This window comes from Clostridium sp. CCUG 7971 (assembly GCF_017590215.1).
Taxonomy (GTDB): Bacteria; Bacillota; Clostridia; order Peptostreptococcales; family Peptostreptococcaceae; genus Faecalimicrobium.
Genome location: NZ_JAFFPK010000067.1, coordinates 1 through 15,648, shown reverse-complemented (window position 1 = coordinate 15,648; position 15,648 = coordinate 1). Strand labels below are relative to the sequence as shown.

17 protein-coding genes are annotated in these 15,648 nt (G+C 28.9%); all 17 read right to left on the bottom strand.

What is annotated here, in order from left to right:
• Positions 1–27: 27 nt before the first annotated feature.
• Positions 28–858 carry a 5-dehydro-4-deoxy-D-glucuronate isomerase gene (gene kduI / locus JWF52_RS09640; RefSeq protein ID WP_208333364.1) on the bottom strand — a complete coding sequence of 277 codons (831 nt, stop codon included), beginning with the start codon at positions 856–858 and terminating at the stop codon, positions 28–30.
• A gap of 186 nt (positions 859–1,044) precedes the next feature.
• Complete coding sequence (locus JWF52_RS09635) at positions 1,045–3,159, bottom strand: polyribonucleotide nucleotidyltransferase (protein WP_208333363.1); 2,115 nt, start codon at positions 3,157–3,159, stop codon at positions 1,045–1,047.
• Positions 3,160–3,386: 227 nt separating this feature from the next.
• Complete coding sequence (locus tag JWF52_RS09630; protein WP_208333362.1) at positions 3,387–4,226, bottom strand: DegV family protein; 840 nt, start codon at positions 4,224–4,226, stop codon at positions 3,387–3,389.
• A 267-nt stretch (positions 4,227–4,493) separates the two neighbouring features.
• Complete coding sequence (locus tag JWF52_RS09625; protein ID WP_208333361.1) at positions 4,494–5,357, bottom strand: potassium channel family protein; 864 nt, start codon at positions 5,355–5,357, stop codon at positions 4,494–4,496.
• A 164-nt stretch (positions 5,358–5,521) separates the two neighbouring features.
• On the bottom strand, positions 5,522–5,776 hold the full coding sequence (rpsO, locus tag JWF52_RS09620; RefSeq protein ID WP_286184083.1) for a 30S ribosomal protein S15: 255 nt from the start codon (positions 5,774–5,776) through the stop codon (positions 5,522–5,524).
• 103 nt (positions 5,777–5,879) lie between these two features.
• Positions 5,880–6,809, bottom strand: coding sequence for a bifunctional riboflavin kinase/FAD synthetase (locus JWF52_RS09615; RefSeq protein ID WP_208333359.1), 930 nt, complete (start codon positions 6,807–6,809; stop codon positions 5,880–5,882).
• A gap of 28 nt (positions 6,810–6,837) precedes the next feature.
• On the bottom strand, positions 6,838–7,743 hold the full coding sequence (gene truB / locus JWF52_RS09610) for a tRNA pseudouridine(55) synthase TruB (protein ID WP_208333358.1): 906 nt from the start codon (positions 7,741–7,743) through the stop codon (positions 6,838–6,840).
• 10 nt (positions 7,744–7,753) lie between these two features.
• Positions 7,754–8,740, bottom strand: a complete 987-nt coding sequence (locus JWF52_RS09605; RefSeq protein WP_286184082.1) for a DHH family phosphoesterase — start codon at positions 8,738–8,740, stop codon at positions 7,754–7,756.
• Positions 8,718–9,110 carry a 30S ribosome-binding factor RbfA gene (gene rbfA / locus JWF52_RS09600; protein ID WP_208333357.1) on the bottom strand — a complete coding sequence of 131 codons (393 nt, stop codon included), beginning with the start codon at positions 9,108–9,110 and terminating at the stop codon, positions 8,718–8,720. The genes JWF52_RS09605 and rbfA overlap by 23 nt, the downstream gene beginning before the upstream one ends.
• Before the next feature lie 20 nt (positions 9,111–9,130).
• Positions 9,131–11,077, bottom strand: coding sequence for a translation initiation factor IF-2 (infB, locus tag JWF52_RS09595; RefSeq protein WP_208333356.1), 1,947 nt, complete (start codon positions 11,075–11,077; stop codon positions 9,131–9,133).
• 14 nt (positions 11,078–11,091) lie between these two features.
• Positions 11,092–11,415: a L7Ae/L30e/S12e/Gadd45 family ribosomal protein gene (locus tag JWF52_RS09590; protein WP_208333355.1), complete on the bottom strand. Its 324-nt coding sequence runs from the start codon at positions 11,413–11,415 to the stop codon at positions 11,092–11,094.
• Entirely contained in the window at positions 11,408–11,680 is a 273-nt protein-coding gene (rnpM, locus tag JWF52_RS09585) for an RNase P modulator RnpM (protein ID WP_042272856.1), read from the bottom strand. Before rnpM ends, JWF52_RS09590 begins: the two co-directional genes overlap by 8 nt.
• 12 nt (positions 11,681–11,692) lie before the next feature.
• Complete coding sequence (nusA, locus tag JWF52_RS09580) at positions 11,693–12,739, bottom strand: transcription termination factor NusA (protein WP_208333354.1); 1,047 nt, start codon at positions 12,737–12,739, stop codon at positions 11,693–11,695.
• Between the two features lie 27 nt (positions 12,740–12,766).
• Positions 12,767–13,228 (bottom strand): ribosome maturation factor RimP, encoded by a 462-nt coding sequence (gene rimP / locus JWF52_RS09575; protein WP_208333353.1) that lies wholly within the window; start codon positions 13,226–13,228, stop codon positions 12,767–12,769.
• 214 nt (positions 13,229–13,442) lie between these two features.
• On the bottom strand, positions 13,443–14,234 hold the full coding sequence (locus JWF52_RS09570) for a GNAT family N-acetyltransferase (protein ID WP_208333352.1): 792 nt from the start codon (positions 14,232–14,234) through the stop codon (positions 13,443–13,445).
• Between the two features lie 181 nt (positions 14,235–14,415).
• Entirely contained in the window at positions 14,416–14,964 is a 549-nt protein-coding gene (locus JWF52_RS09565) for a GNAT family N-acetyltransferase (RefSeq protein ID WP_208333351.1), read from the bottom strand.
• A gap of 12 nt (positions 14,965–14,976) precedes the next feature.
• On the bottom strand, positions 14,977–15,453 hold the full coding sequence (locus JWF52_RS09560; protein ID WP_208333350.1) for a hypothetical protein: 477 nt from the start codon (positions 15,451–15,453) through the stop codon (positions 14,977–14,979).
• Positions 15,454–15,648 lie beyond the last annotated feature (195 nt).

The window sequence follows — 15,648 nt, the reverse complement described above, 5'->3', positions numbered from 1 at the left end:
ATATATTCTCCTTTAGCCCCTTTATTTTTATTTTAAGTCTGACATTTTTACATGGTCCATATCATCAAATGTTTGGTTTTCTCCACACATTCCCCATATAAATGTATAATTACTTGTTCCTACTCCTGAGTGTATTGACCAACTTGGAGATATTAGTGCTTGTTCATTCTCAACTACTAAATGTCTTGTCTCTGTAGGTTCTCCCATTAAATGGATTACTCTTGTATCTTCTTTCATATCAAAATAGAAGTATACTTCCATTCTTCTTTCATGTGTATGACACGGCATAGTATTCCATACATTATTAGGCTCTAGCATTGTCATACCCATTAATAATTGGCAACTTTGACATACATTTGGATGAACATATTGGTATATAGTTCTTTTATTTAAGTTTTCATTTTCTCCTAATCTAACTGGTCTTGCATCCTCTATATTTATTTTAACTACTGGATATTCCTTATGTGCTGGTACTGAGTTTATATAAAACTTAGCTGGATTTTCTGCACTTTTAGATTTAAATAGTATTTCTTTAATTCCCATACCTATGTAAATACCATCATGTTTTTTCATGTCATATTCAACACCATCTAGTACTATTACACCATCTTCTCCTACGTTTATAACTCCCATTTCTCTTCTTTGTAGGAAAAATTCCACACCCATCTCTTTTCCTGCAACTAAGCTTAGTGTTTCACTTATTGGCATAGCTCCACCAAATATGATTCTATCTACATGACTATATGTTAAACCAATAGAATTTGGTGTAAATATTTCTTCTTTTAAGTAATGCTCTCTTAATTCTTGTGTTCCATATTTTTTTGAATCAGCTGGATGATTCGCATATCTTATATCCATATCAATAACCCCTCTCTTATTTGTTCCATAATTCGGAACAATGTTTCATTTCTATATTCATTATATATGATATAAGCAAATAAAGTCAATAATTTATAATATATTTTTACTTAAATTATATTTATATAAAATATAATTTACTTATATACAAAAAAGACGAGAGTAAACTCTCGTCTTTAATCTATATTATTTATCTTCTTTTTTCTCAGCTTTTTCAGGCTTAGGTAAAAGTACTTTTCTAGATAAATTAACTCTTCCTTTTTCATCGATCTCAGTAACTTTAACTGTTACTTCATCTCCTATATTTAATACATCTTCAACTTTAGCTACTCTTTCGTGTGCTATGTGAGATATATGAAGTAATCCTTCTTTTCCTGGAAGTATTTCAACAAATGCACCGAAGGCCATTATTCTTGATACTTTACCAGTATAAGTTTGACCAACTTCAGCTTCAGCAACTATATCTGTTATACGCTTTTGTGCAAGTGCTAACATTTCAGGGTCTACACCTGCTATGAATACATCTCCAGTTTGTTCTATATCTATCTTAACACCAGTTTCTTCTATTATCTTTGTTATAACTTTTCCACCTGGTCCTATAACATCTTTTATCTTATCTGGCTTTATGCTCATTGTTATTATCTTTGGAGCATATTTAGATAACTCTGGTTTTGGAGCATCTATAGTTTTCTTCATTTCGTTTAGTATATGAATTCTACCAACCTTAGCTTGAGTTAAGGCTTCTCTTAATACAGATTCATCTATACCAGCTATTTTTATATCCATTTGTATAGCAGTTATACCTTTTTCAGTTCCTGCAACCTTAAAGTCCATATCTCCTAAATGGTCTTCCATACCTTGTATATCAGAAAGTACCGCAACTTTATCATCATGCTTTATAAGTCCCATTGCTATACCTGCAACCATATCTTTAAGTGGTACACCTGCATCTAAAAGTGATAATGTAGAACCACATACACTTCCTTGAGAAGTTGAACCATTTGAACTTAATACTTCAGAAACTACTCTTATTGCATAAGGAAATTCTTCTTGAGAAGGAAGTACTGGAACTATTGCACGCTCTGCTAATGCACCGTGCCCTATCTCTCTTCTTCCTGGCCCTCTTGATGGTCTAGCTTCACCAACACTGTATGCAGGGAAGTTGTAGTGATGCATATATCTTTTATTTTCTTCATCATCAAGTCCATCTAATATTTGAGCTTCACTAATTGAACCTAGTGTTGCTATTGACATAACTTGAGTTTGACCTCTTGTGAAAAGTCCAGAACCATGAGCTCTTGGTATAAATCCATTATCACACCATATTGGTCTTATTTCATCTGGCTTTCTGTTGTCCGGTCTTATATTTTCATGAACTATAAGTTTTCTAACTTCTTCTTTTATTATAGCTTGTAGAGTATCTTCTATATCAGTTGAATACTCTTCTAATAAATCTTCAAATTTCTCAAATGTTGCTTGTTTAACAGCATCCATTTTTTCCATTCTTTCAAGCTTTTCTATAGTTTTAACTGCTTCTTTCATATCAGCAGTTGCAAATTCACGAACAGCTTTTTCAACTTCTTCATCTATTTTGAAAAGAGACACTTCCATCTTTTCTTTTCCAACAGCTGCAACTATTTCTTCTATGAAAGCTACAACTTTCTTTATTTCTTCATGTGCAAATAATATAGCTTCAAGCATTAATGTATCTGGTATTTCTTCTCCACCAGCTTCAACCATCATTATAGCATCTTTAGTTCCTGATACTACTAAATGCATAGTACTTTTTTCTCTTTCTTCAGCAGTTGGGTTAACAACAAATGCACCATCAACTAAACCTACTAAAACCGAACCTGTAGGTCCATTAAATGGTATTTCTGATATTGAAAGTGCAACAGATGAACCTATCATTGCTACTATATCAGGAGTACAATCTGGGTCTACTGATAAAACTGTAGCAACTACTTGTACATCATTTCTAAATCCTTTAGGGAATAATGGTCTTATCGGTCTATCTATAAGTCTTGAAGTAAGAACTGCCTTTTCTGAAGGCTTTCCTTCTCTCTTTAAGAATCCACCTGGTATTTTACCAACTGAATATAATTTTTCTTCATAATCAACACTTAGAGGGAAAAAGTCTATTCCATCTCTTGGTTGAGCTGATTTTGAAGTATTAACCATAACCATAGTTTCGCCGTATGTAAGTATTGCACTACCACTAGCTAACTGAGCTATTTTTCCTATTTCAACAGAAAGTTCTCTTCCTGCAAAATCCATTTTGAAAATTTTATGTTCAAACATTAATGCTTGTACCTCCTCTTTATTAAATTCGCTTCGCTCATATCGCCGACACAGTCGCTTAAAACCGAATTTATAGTTCTATTTATTATCTTATCAAAAATACTATAATTTAACAACATAAAACTCATATACTAAGTCATGCTTGTGAATTTTTGAGATACAAAACGAATCATAATACATTTTAGTCTAATTTATTATTTACTGTTTCCTTTAAATTTAATCATTTTCTAGTTCGAACAACTAATTGCTAATATATCTGGTCCTGTATGAGAACAAATACATGCTCCACCTCTTGTGAAATAAATATTTTTGCATTTTATTCTATCTTTAACTTCTTTTTTAAGAGTTTCAAAATCACCCAAGTTTGCTCCGCATCCGATTATTATATTTTTATCTTCTAATGTATCGTATTGCTCTATTAAAGTATCAACCATAGTATGTACAATGTGCTTTTTACCTCTTATCTTTGTTAGTATAAATATCTTTGCATCTTCAACTGTAAATAAAGGTCTTATATTTAACATTTGACCTATAGTTGCTGTTGCAAGAGATGCTCTACCACTTCTTTGTAAGTACTCTAAAGTATCTGGTAAGAAGTATAATCTTACACTACTTCTTAAGCTTTCTAGTCCATTTATGATTTCTTTTGGAGTAATATCACTGTTGTTTTCAATTAACTCACAAGCTTTTACTACAAATTGAGCACTTCCTAACGAAAGTGTAAGTGTATCAAATATATATATCTCACCTTCAGTATCATTTTTAGCCATTACTGCGCTTTGATAAGTTCCAGAAGACTTTGATGAACCAGTTATACAAACTATAGGATATTCTCCTACATATTTATCAAAAGCCTCTTTGAATTGTATATATGTAGCTTGAGAAGTCTTAGGAACGACTTTCTCTTCCTTCATTCTTCTATAGAATTCATCATTAGTAATATCTATGCCTTCTTTATATTCATTTTCTCCTATTATAATATTTAAAGGTATTATATCTATATCATACTTCTCTACTAATTCACTAGGCACATCACATAAACTATCACATATTAATTTTATTTTCATAATCAATCCCTCCTACTATACTTGACTATTATATTACTTTTAGAGAATTTACACAAATTTCTAATTTCTATATCTATACCATTTTTACCTTTTATATTCTCTAAAATTATTAATTATAAACTTAATTTTATGTAATTATCCAATAATAATATATATTTTAACAAAAAGTATAGTTTCTAAAAAGTATAAGAAACTACATTCTTAATAAATTTTAATTTAAAAATTGCTTCATTTTATATTTTTTGATAAAGCTATGAATATGTTTTATCACTCTTTATACGATAATACACTACTTAAGAATATGGTAATACAGATTACACTTGTAATGGACGTTATTATACTAATCAACTTCGCAGGTACTGTTAGAGGTATTATATCTCCATAACCTACAGTAGTAAATGTAACTATTGTGTAATAAAATAAATCAAAATTGCTCGATACATTTGAAAATGATTCTGGATAAATTTGATTTATTAAACATGTAGCTAAAAATAAATTTAATATAATCATAAATAGCAATAATATTGAAATTATAGTTATACTAGAAATTATATTTTTATTTTTATTTCTTATATGCATAGGATTTTTTATTAACTTAATAAGTATTTTTAAATTTACTATATACGATATAACTAATCCAATTAATGCAATAACATGAATACCTTTAAACTGTGTTGGGTCAAATAAAAATACAGTAAAATATACACTTAATATAAAATAACTTAGCAATAATTTCCCTTTTAAGTCTTTATCCTCTACGTCGCCTATAAATTTTTGTATACCAGTAGTTATCAATAATATATATCCTATAGACAAATGAAGTATTAATAAGGTTAAACCTATACATCCTAATGAAAATAAATAGTGTACTAATGTTTGCTTTGTTAGAGAATACTTTGTCACTGATTTTATAACCATCAATATTACTAATATTTCTGATACAATGAATATTCCACCGTGCATTATCTTTATAAATAGACTTCCTTGTGTGAAAATTTCCTTATATGTTTTATTAATCTCTTTAAATGTTTGATATATAGATTTTATTAATCTTTTATTATCTTTTCTGTTACTTACTAAAATAGATAGTATTACTACAATAGTACTTAAAACTATTAATATTTTTCCCATATTAAACATAGCTCCTATATGCTTATTTTTATGTATTTTGTAACTTTAATCTATAGTGTTTCCTTAGTTATATCAATGTATTTAATAAAAAAATAACCTATATAGTAATTTTAAAAATTACATAATAGGTTATTTTTTACGAAATCTTTATAATAAAGAAATTATTATTTTCTTAATCCTAACTTAGCTATTAACGCTCTGTATCCTTCTAAGTCATTTGCTTTTAAGTATCCTAATAAGTTTCTTCTTCTACCAACCATCTTTAATAGACCTCTTCTTGAGTGGTGGTCTTTTTTGTGAGTCTTTAAATGACCGTTTAATTCGTTTATTCTAGCTGTTAATAAAGCTATTTGTACTTCTGGAGAACCAGTATCTCCTTCTTTTCTTCCAAATTCTTTGATTATTTCAGTTTTGTTCATTTGTGTTACCTCCATTAATTATTATAATCGCCTCTTACTAAGCACTAATTGGAGCAATTAAATGCCGAGTAAAGGTTAATTTACTTGTCTATATTATCATAGATTATTTATTTTTGCAAATATACTTTTTAAAAACATAGTTAGTGTCTTTTTTAAGTTGACCTTTTAGATCATCTAGTGATGAGAATTTCTTTTCATCTCTTATTCTTTCTAAAAATTCAATCTTAATATCTTTTCCATATATATCATCATTAAATTCTAATATATTAGTTTCTATTGATAGTTTTTCTCCATTTACAGTAGGATTATAACCAATATTAGTTGCTCCATAATATACTTTTTCACCAATGTGTACTTTAGTTGCATATATACCATTTTTAGGAATAAGTGTATCTTTATCAACTTCTATATTAGCTGTTGGAAATCCTATTGTCCTTCCAAGTTGCTTGCATTTGATTACATTGCCTTTTATTTCGCAGTTATACCCTAAATATTCTTTCACGCTACATACACTTCCTTGAGCTACTAAATTTCTAATATATGTGCTACTTACTCTTATATCATTTACTTTTATAGGCATTATTACTTCGACTTCAAATCCATATTCATCTGATAATTTCTTTAGTAGCTTCGTATCTCCTTCTTTGTTTTTAGCAAAGGTAAAATCATGTCCAACTATTATTTTTTTAGCTCCTAATTTATCTAATAAAATGCCTTTTACAAATTCAAGGGCTGATATTTTAGTCATATATTCATCAAATGGTATACTTATTACATAATCAACACCAAAATCTTTTAACCTTTTTATCTTTTCTTCATTTGTAATAACATGTTTTATAGGAGTTTTAGCAAAATAATTTGCTGGATGATTTTCAAAAGTAAATACTATACTTTCTATATTTCTTTTTTTAGCAGATTCTACTGCTTTTTTTATTAATACTTGGTGACCCTTATGTAAACCATCAAAGTTACCTATAGTGACAACACTTTTTTTTATATTTACTATTTCTTTTATAGATTTTATAGTAATCATAATGATTTCCCCACTAAAGTTATGTTTTCTATACTATAAATAATTTATCACTTTTTAAATTTATAGTGTTATCTGTTTTGCTTAATTGTCCTGTACCCAAAAACTCGCCTTCACAATAAACTCTTACGATTTCTTCTTCTTCTTTAAAACTTTTTTCTATAAATCTTCTTTCATCTATAACTCCACCATTAACGTAGTACTTATAAGCATTTGGATTTATTACCACATGGTTAAAGTTAGATAATACATAGTCTATTTCATATAAATGTTTGTCTAAAGTATTATTTTCTTTAAATTCTCTTAGTTGTTCTAGTGTTATACCATTTTCAAGGTCAAATTTACCTGATGATGTTCTAAGTAAGAAAGACATATGTCCTCCACACCCTAATTCTTTTCCTATATCATAACAAATACTTCTTACATAAGTTCCTTTAGAACATACTACATAAAACATTATTTTGTTATTATTTATACTTAATACCTTAAGCTCTTTTATATTAACAGGTCTAGATTTTAAAACTACCTCATCAGCTCTTCCACTTCTAACTAAGTCACACATTCTTTTTCCATTTACTTTTAGCGCAGAGTAAATAGGAGGCAATTGGTCTATTTCTCCTCTTTGGCTATCAAAGGCTTTTTCTATTTCATCTTTAGTTACATTTACATTAAATTTTTCTAATATTTCTCCTGAAGAGTCATAAGTATCTGTATTTATACCAAGTGTTAATTCACAGATGTAAGATTTATCCTTATTTAGTATAAGCTCACTTACCTTTGTAGCTTTTCCTATACATATAGGTAATACCCCTGATGCATCTGGATCAAGGGTACCTGTATGTCCAACTTTTTTTATATTTAAAATTTTCCTTACAGCACTTACAACATCATGAGATGTCATCCCTGTAGGCTTTATTATGTTTACTATTTTGTTCATTTGCATCACCCTAGATTGATTTTAATACTGCTTCTAATACTTTTTTCTTGGCATTTTCAACACTATCATAAATAGTGCATCCAGCAGCTCTTACATGGCCACCACCACCAAATCTCTGTGCTATAGAACTTACATCCACATAGCTTTTAGCTCTTAAACTAACTTTTACTTCATTTTCTTTCTTTTCTTTAAGAAGTATGCCAATTTCTACACCATCTATATCTCTAGTGTATGAAGTTATTCCATCTACATCATTAAAGCTTATTACATTTCTTTTTAGCATTTCTTTAGTAATATTTATACAAGCTACTTTCTCATTAACTATATCTAATGTATTTAAAGCTTCTCCTAATAATTTATAATAATTATATGGATTACTTTGGAAAACATTTTGTATTATAGTTTCTTTTTGAGCATTTTTTAACAAAAGGTTTTTCGCCATATCAAAACTACTTGGATGTGCATTTGAATAAGAGAAGTTTCCTGTGTCTGTTACAAGACCTGTATAAAGGCATGTAGCAATCTTCTCATCTATTAAATCAATATTATTAACTTCACTAAATCTTACTAATACATTATAAACAAGCTCACAAGTTGATGATGCATCAACATCTATATAGTTAAAATCACCATAAGAATCATTGCTAGCATGATGGTCAATGCAAATTATTTTCTTTGCATTTGCTTTTATTTCTTCGCTTACACATATTCTTTTTCTATCTCCGCAATCAAGAGATATTAAGCTATAATTTTCAATATTTATTTCTTGTGATTTTAGTATGTTTATATCTTTAGTTAAAAATCTTAGATTTAGTGGAGGAGTATCATCTAGTATATAAGAAACGTTTTTTCCTAATTTTATTAGAGAGTAGTACATTGCAAGAGTTGAACCAATATTATCTCCATCAGGACTAATATGAGAAGTAACGACAAAGTCGTTACTTCCATTTATATAGTCTATAATATTATCAATATTAGTTATCATTGTTTTCTTCATCTGTATTATCAACAGATCCTTCTTGATTTTTTTCATTAACTTTTCTTATTAAATCAGACATATACATACCTTTTTTAATAGAATCATCAACTTTAAATATTATTTGTGGAGTATGTCTAAGCTTTACATTCTTGCTTACTTCTCTTCTTATATAGTTAACTGCACTCTTAAGTCCTACTAAACTAGATTCTTCGTCTCCACCTAAAATACTTACATATACATAAGCATAACTTAAGTCATTTGTAACCTCAACATCAGTCACACTTACCATAGAAGTTATTCTAGGATCTTTTATTCCACTTATAAGCATTGTGCTTACTACTTTTCTTATTTCTTCAGCTATTCTTCTTGTTCTGTTATATGATGCCATTTAAATCGACCTCTTTATATCTATTTTAATTTTCTTTCTACTTCTTTAGTAATGTACGCTTCTATTACATCGCCTTCTTTTATATCGTTGTAATTAACGAAACTCATACCACATTCATATGCTTGATTAACTTCCTTAACATCATCTTTGAATCTTTTAAGAGCAGCTAATTGACCTTCATGAATTATTATTCCGTCTCTAACTATTCTTACTTTAGATCCTCTAAATATTTTACCTGTTGTTACGTAGCATCCTGCTATTGTACCAACACCTGATAATTTAAATGTTTCTCTAACTTCAGCTTTACCAGTATCTTCGTCTCTGTATTCTGGATCTAACATTCCAGTCATAGCAGCTTGAACATCTTCTATTGCTTTGTATATTATTGTGTAACTTCTTACATCAACATTTTCTTTTTTAGCTATCATTTCAGCACCTGGTACTGGTCTTACGTTAAATCCTATTATTATTGCATTAGATGCAGTTGCAAGCATAACGTCTGATTCGTTTATTGCTCCAACACCACCATGTATAACTCTAACTGCAACTTCATCATTTGATAATTTTTCTAAAGATTGCTTAACAGCTTGAGCAGATCCTTGAACGTCTGCTTTTATAACTATTGGTAATTCCTTAACATCAGCATCACCCATTTGGCTGAAGAAATCATCAAGACTCATTCTTTGGTTAGATTTTAACATTTCTTCTCTAGCCATTTGTTGTCTCTTTTCAGCTACACTTCTAGCAGCTTTTTCATTTGGAACTGCAATAACTTGGTCTCCACCTTGTGGAACTTCTGATAAACCTAATATTTCAACTGCAGTTGATGGTCCAGCAGTCTTAACTCTTTTTCCTTTAGAGTTTATCATTGCCCTTACTTTACCGCTAGCAAGTCCTGCAACTACTGGGTCTCCAACTTTAAGTGTTCCACCTTGAACAAGGATAGTAGCAACTGGTCCTCTACCTTTATCAAGTTCTGCTTCTATTACAGTACCAACAGCTCTCTTGTTAGGATTTGCTTTTAATTCTTCCATTTCAGAAACTAATAATACCATTTCAAGTAAAGTATCTACACCTTCACCTTTTAATGCTGATACTGGAACTGATATAACATCTCCACCCCAGTCTTCAACAAGTAAACCTTGATCAGCTAATTCTTGCTTAACTCTATCTGGATTTGCTCCTGGCTTATCTATTTTGTTTATAGCAACTATTAATGGTACTTCAGCAGCTTTAGCATGATTTATAGCTTCTACAGTTTGAGGCATTATACCATCATCTGCAGCAACAACTAATATTGCCATATCTGTAACTTGTGCACCTCTAGCTCTCATAGATGTGAAAGCCTCATGCCCTGGAGTATCTAAGAATACTACTTTTTCTCCATTTACCATAACTTCAGAGGCACCTATATGTTGAGTTATTCCTCCTGCTTCACTTGAAGTTACATTAGTTTTTCTTATAGCATCTAGTAAAGAAGTTTTACCATGGTCAACGTGTCCCATTACAGTAACAACTGGTGGTCTTTTAATTAAATCTTCTTCTTTATCTTCTTCTATATCTATTAAAGCTTCTATTGCTTCTAACTCTTCTTCATCATTAGCTGACCCTTCAACTAATTCAAATCCACATTCACTTGCAACAAGTGAAGCTATTTCAAAGCTTATTTCTTGATTTATTGTAGCCATTGTTCCCATTTTCATAAGCTTCATTATTATTTCTGATGCAGACTTATCTAATTTCTCAGCTAACTCTTGAACTGTTAACTTTCCACTTACTATTATAGTGTTTCCATTTGCAGCTGCTATTTCGTCTTTTAATATTTCTAAAGCTAATTCAACTTCTTCTTCTTCTAATTCAGAATTTTCATCTGCTGCATTTATTTCTAATTCTTTTAATTTAGCTAATACATCTTCATTTGACATTTTTAGCTCTTGTGCGATTTGGTATACTCTTGTTTTTGACACAAGATCACCCCCTATTATATTTTTGGTTCTTCCATTAAATCTTTTAATTTATTTGCAAATCCGCTATCTTTAATTCCAAGAACAGCTCTTGGAGCCTTACCTATAGCTAACCCTAGTTGTAATTTCGTAGAGAAATTTATATATGGTATACTTCTAAAAGAACTTTTGTCTTTAAAAAGTTTTTGTGTATTATTTGACGCATCATCTGCTATTATTACAAGCTTAACATATCCTTTTTTTAGTTCAGTAAGTGTTGTATCATCTCCTGAGACTAACTTACCTGCACGCATTGCAAGGCCTAATAAAGAATATATTTTTGCTTCAGTAGTTTTATTCATAAGATTCAAGCTCCTTAAGTAAATTTTCATAAACTTCACTTGATACCTCTATTTTAAATGCTTTATTTAAAGCTTTAGTTTTTATAGCTTTTTTTAGACATTCACTATCTTTACAGATATATGCACCTCTACCGTTTGCCTTTTTAGTTGGATCTAAGAAGATTTGACCTTCTTTGTTTTTAACAATCCTCATTAACCCTTTTTTAGATTCTCTTTCTTGACAAACTATACATTTTCTTTGAGGAACTTTTTTTATTTTTTGCAAAGGTATCCCTCCTTATTCTGCATTTGCTTGAGATTCGCTTTTTATATCTATCTTCCAGTTAGTAAGTTTTGCTGCAAGTCTTGCATTTTGTCCTTCTTTACCTATTGCTAATGATAATTGATAATCAGGAACTACAACTAATGCAGACTTTTCTTCTTCATTAACGTCAACCCTTACAACTTTAGATGGACTAAGTGAAGCTGATATAAATTCAGCTGGATCTTCACTATAGTTTATTATATCTATTTTTTCGTCTCCAAGCTCATCAACTATATTTTTAACTCTTGAACCTTTAGGTCCAACACAAGACCCAATTGGATCTATCTTTTCATCTATTGATTTAACAGCCATCTTAGTTCTAGATCCTGCTTCTCTAGCTATAGATTTTATTTGAACTATACCTTCAAATATTTCAGGTACTTCAAATTCAAATAATCTTTTAACTAAACCTGGATGACTTCTAGAAACTACTATTTGAGGTCCTTTATTTGTTTTCTTTACTTCTAATATGTAAACCTTGATCTTTTGTCCAGCTTTATAATTCTCTCCTTGCATTTGCTCAGTTTGAGTCATTACAGCTTCTATTCTTCCAAGATTTACATAAACTATATTTTTGTTTACTCTAGCTACTTCACCTGTAACTATTTCATTTTCTTTATCCATAAACTCTTTGTATACTATTTCTCTTTCAGCTTCTCTTATTCTTTGAACAACAACTTGCTTTGCAGTTTGAGCAGCTATTCTTCCAAAGTCCATAGGAGTTACTTCATTTTCTATTATATCTCCTAATTCATAATTTGGGCTTATTTCTCTAGCATCTTTAAGTTCTATTTCTAAGAAAGTATCATATAAGTCAGACTCATCAACTACTACTCTTTGAGAGAATACTTTAACATCTCCTCTTTCTCTGTCAAACTCAACTCTAACGTTTTGAGCTGAACCAAAGTTTTTCTTGTAAGCTGTTAAAAGTGCTTGTTCTATAGTATCTATAAGTATCTCTTTATCTATACCTCTGTCTTTTTCTAATTCGTCTAAAGCTTCCATAAATTCGTGATTCATTTGTTTTTCCTCCCTGTTAAATTCTCACTAAAACTTTATAGCAAGTCTAACAAGTGCAACTTCTTTTTTGTTAAACTCAACTTCATTTTCATCTATTATAACTTTTATGTTTTTATCTTCAGTTAATCCAACTAATTCACCTTCAAATTGTTTTGAACCGTTTAGTGGCTTGTATAATTTTATTTCAACGTCTCTACCTTGGTATCTTACAAAGTCTTTATCTTTTTTAAGTGGTCTATCAAGTCCTGGTGAAGATACTTCTAAGAAGTAGTTATCCTTTATTGGATCTTTTACGTCTAGTATTTCACTTAACTCTCTACTAACAGCTTCGCAATCATTTAAAGATATTCCTCCTTCTTTATCAAGGAACACTCTTAAATAATATTCTCCAGCTTCTTTAACATATTCTATATCTACAATTTCAAATCCTTTAGCATCAGTTATTGGCGATAATATTTCTTCTATTGTAGCTTCTATCGATCTTTTCATGTTCTTCCCTCCTATTCAGTTGTAAGTTTAGTATTTAAAACAAAAGAGTGAGCACATCGGTCTCACTCTTAGTTTCTGCAAAATATACTATTTTATATACCATAATACCATATATTAGTTTCCATTGCAAATTTTTTGAATTGTAAATGTAGTTTCTATCTATATTTCATAGTATAATATACTTATTATTTTCAATACTTTCTAGGAAATATTATCACTCTTTAATAAGCATAGTCCATTTGCCAATAGTTTCAAATCCTAATCTGTGATATATTCTACCAGCTTTAGGATTATCATAGAATAAACAAAGTGTTTTATTTTCATTTAATAAATCATTACATAGTCTAGATAAACATTTACTTAATAATCCTTTATTTCTATAGTCTTCTCTAGTTGCAACTCCTACAACCATTGCTGATTTACTATTTTCAGCAGCTGTTTGAGCTACACTCACTATCTCTTTATTTTCATTTTCTATATAATATATACGACCACTTTTATCTTCTATCTTTCTTACAAGTTGTTTAACTGTAGGATTTAGTGAATCTTTAAATTCTTTTATTGTATCTATTAAATCATATACACCTTGTGCTTCATTTTTAGAAGCTATTTTTACACTGTTACTCCATGATAATAATTTTTTAGAACTAACCATCTCACAAAAATAACTATTCTTTTCTTTGCTATTTTCAAATACATCATAAAAATTATCTACTATACTCTTTTCTCCTGAAATTATCTTAGCATTTTTATTAGAAAATATTATCTTTTTAAATCCATCAATATCAATATTTTCATCTTCATAATACGGAATAAAATTTTCATAAAATCTAAGCAGCACTCCATTTAGATTATTCTCTTTATTAAAACTTCCCCAGACCTCTTGAAATTCACTATCAAATCCAAAGTTTTCTATATCACCGATTATAAATAAATTAATAGCAGCTTGTTTTGATAAAAAATTAATCGTAATCTTTCTATCATTTTCATTTAATTTTCTTATCATTATATCCCCCCTAATTTAATTAATAATTTTAAATTATATTCATTGTTATTAACTAATATCCTATTATTAAATACATTTTTTATATTTATAAAGTCCTACTTTCTTAAGGTATTAATCTTAAAATTAAAACATTATAAATTGTATATCTAAATTAAAATAGAGTAGATGTGTTACATCTACTCTATTTCTTATAACTACATTTTAAATAATCACTATGTTTAATTGAATATATTAAATGTTCCATTTCCTTATTATCATATACCTTTATATATTTACCTTGTATTTTCATGTTTAATCTTTTTGCTACATTACACGAATTAGTGTTATTAGGCCTTATTTGTGCAATAACTTTATCAGCATTAAGCTTATCAAAAGCATACTCTATACATGCGCTCACACCTTCAGTTGCATATCCCATTCCCCATGCTTCTTTATTTAATATATATGCTACTCCTATGTACTCTTTTTGGTCTATTTTTTCAATTAAAGGTCCCATTACTCCAACAACTTTATTATTCTCTTTATTTATAGCTAAAAAATAGCTATATCCTTCATTACTGTATCTTTTTAAATTTTTATTTATCCAATCTTGGACTTCTTCATCTGAAAAAGATTTTTCCCATGCATACATTACTTCAATATCTTGAAGTATATTAGCAATATCTCTATAATCATCTTTAGTTATTTCGCGTAGACTCAACCTATTAGTTTCTATGATTATATCTTCCATAACTCCCTCCTATTAATTTCTAATTATAAACTCTAGTATTTCTAGAAATCCTATTGCTATATATCTATTTTGATTTTTAATAAATGATAAATATTCTTTTGATTTACCCCATTTTTCATCTAATGTTATTTCTTCATTTTTTATAGTTTCTATATTTTCTAATGTATTTAAAATTTCTTCTTTATTTAGAATTTCACTATTTTTAATCTTTTCTTTAAGGTCTTTTATCTTTTTATTTATATCTTTTTCACTTTCTTCTTTTATTAATTTTTCTCTATATTCCTTTAAACAATTTTCTATAACTTGCAAATCGCTTTTACTATACTTCCAAACTATATCTTTTTCTATATTAGAAATTTGTTCTATATTATTTTTATATTTATTGTGTAATTCTTCTATTATAATTACCATTTCTAAAAAATCATTTTCTTTTAACGTATCTTCACATATTTTTATATCTTTATCTAATAAATCTATTAATTCATTCACTATATTTATTTCCTTCCATATTTAAAGTCCAAATACTATACCTACTATTGCACCTATTCCTAAATATAGTGCAGGGTGTTTTTTCTGCTTATTAGAAAGAACAAATAGTACTATAAATAAAATCAATGCTTTATAGTCAAAAATATTTAAAATATTTTTTGTTTCTAAAAATTTATTTAATGTAATAACTGATAA